This is a genomic window from Pseudomonas sp. NBRC 111139 (assembly GCF_001753955.1).
In the GTDB taxonomy this organism is placed as follows: domain Bacteria; phylum Pseudomonadota; class Gammaproteobacteria; order Pseudomonadales; family Pseudomonadaceae; genus Aquipseudomonas; species Aquipseudomonas alloputida.
This window is the reverse complement of record NZ_BCBP01000146.1, coordinates 1-2,126: the sequence shown is the minus strand read 5'-3', so window position 1 is coordinate 2,126 and position 2,126 is coordinate 1. Positions and strand designations below refer to the sequence as shown.

The 2,126-nt window shown below is 66.7% G+C and carries 1 protein-coding gene; it reads right to left on the bottom strand.

Annotation, left to right across the window (positions count from 1 at the left end):
* Window positions 1–2,126 (bottom strand): Ig-like domain-containing protein (locus tag BJQ17_RS29515; protein ID WP_256560083.1); only part of this gene is annotated, 2,126 nt, incomplete at both ends.

Sequence of the window (2,126 nt, the reverse complement as noted above, 5' to 3'; positions counted from 1 at the left end):
AGTGGTCAGCGGTACGTCGTACTCAGTAGCCACGGACGCATTGCCGCTTGGGTCGGTCTGCACCAGGCTCAACTGCTCGCCCGGCTGCGCGGCTGGGGCGAGGTCGATCAGGAAGGTGCCGTTGGCACCGACCACACCCGTGCCGATCACGGTGCCATTGGCATCGCGCACTTCGACAGTGGCACCCGGTTCGCCGCGACCGCTCAGGGCCGTGCCACCTGGGCCGACCAGGATGTCGGTGACCGCATCGGGCCGTGTGATGTCCGGCGAATCGAATTGCAATGGGGCAGAGCTGTTACCGGCGGCATCCACCAAGCGCACGTCGAGTGCTTCACCATTGGCCTGGGCAGGCGACAGGGTGAGGTTGAACAGGCCGTCGGCACCTACGACACCAGTACCGATGACAGTACCGCCGGCATCGCGCACCTGCACGGTGGCACCGGGCTCGCCGCGACCGGTGAAGGTGACGCCATCGGCCAGGGCCAGGTCAGTCGGTTGTGCTGGCGGCAGCAAGTCGGCCGAGGTGACCGAGCCCGGTTGGGATATGTTGCCGGCGGCATCGGTGAGGGTGACTTGCAAGGTGCTGCCGTCGTTCACGGCAGGGTCCAGGGTGACGGTGAAGGTGCCATCTGCAGCGACGTTGCCAGTCGCAAGGATGTTGCCGGCCGCGTCACGCACCTGCACGGCAGTGCCGGCTTCGCCTCGACCGCTGAGCTGGCTGCCGGCAAGGCCGATCACCAGATTGGTCGGTGCTTCAGGCGGGGTGGTATCGCCGCCATCGATGTCTGGGGCGGTGACCGAGCTGGCAACGGAAGTATTGCCAGCGGCATCGGTCGCCGTGGCCTGCAGTACTTCGCCATCAACTTGTGGCGGATTGAGGTTGAGGCTGAACACGCCGGTCGGGCCGACCAAAGCAGTGCCTAGTTCGGTGCCGTCGGCAGCCACGATGCGCACAGTACTGCCCGGTTCGGCACGGCCGGTGATAACGCTGCCGTCCGCGCTCACGGCCAGTTCGGTCGGTGCGGCAGGGGCGGTGATATCAGGTGCGGTGATCTGGGTAGGCAGCGAGGAAAGGCCGCCGTCATCGATGGCGACCACGTCCAGCAGTTCGCCATTGGACTGGGCCGGGTCAAGGGTGACGGCGAAGCTGCCGTCGGGGCCAGCCACCACAGTGCCAATCAACGTGCCGTTGGCATCATGCACTTCCACACGGCTGCCGGCCGGCGCGGTACCGGTGAGGGTGGTGCCATCAGCATTGATGGCCAGATTGCTCGGGCTGTCGGGCGCGGTGGTCAGTGGTACATCGTACTCGGTAGCCACCGAAGCATTGCCGCTTGTGTCGGTTTGCACCAGGCTCAACTGCTCGCCCGGCTGCGCCGTCGGATCCAGATCGATCAGGAAGGTGCCATTGGCTCCCACAACCCCCGTGCCGATCACTGTGCCACTGGCATCACGCACTTCGACAGTGGCGCCGGGTTCGCCGCGACCGCTCAGGGCCGTGCCACCTGGGCCGACCAGGATGTCGGTGACCGCCTCGGGCGGTGTGATATCCGGGGCTGTGAACTCCAGCGGTATCGAACTGTTGCCGGCGGCATCCACCTGGCGGATGTCCAGGGCTTCGCCGTTGGCCTGGGCAGGCGACAGGGCAATGCTGAACAGGCCGTCGGCACCGACGGCACCGGTGCCAATCAGGTTGCCGGCAGCATCGCGCACCTGCACGGTGGCACCGGGCTCGCCGCGACCGGTGAAGGTGACGCCATCGGCCAGGGCCAGGTCAGTCGGTTGTGCGGGCGGCAGCAAGTCGGCCGAGGTGACCGAGCCCGGCTGCGATACGTTGCCGGCGGCATCGGTGAGGGTGACTTGCAAGGTGCTGCCGTCGTTCACGGCAGGGTCCAGGGTAATGACGAAGGTGCCATCTGCAGCGACGGTGCCAGTCGCGAGGATGTTGCCTGCCGCGTCACGCACCTGCACGGTAGAGTCGGTTTCGCCGCGACCGCTGAGCTGGCTGCCGGCAAGGCCGATCACCAGATTGGTCGGTGCTTCAGGCGGGGTGGTATCGCCGCCATCGATGTCTGGGGCGGTGACCGAGCTGGCAACGGAAGTATTGCCAGCGGCATCGGTCGCCG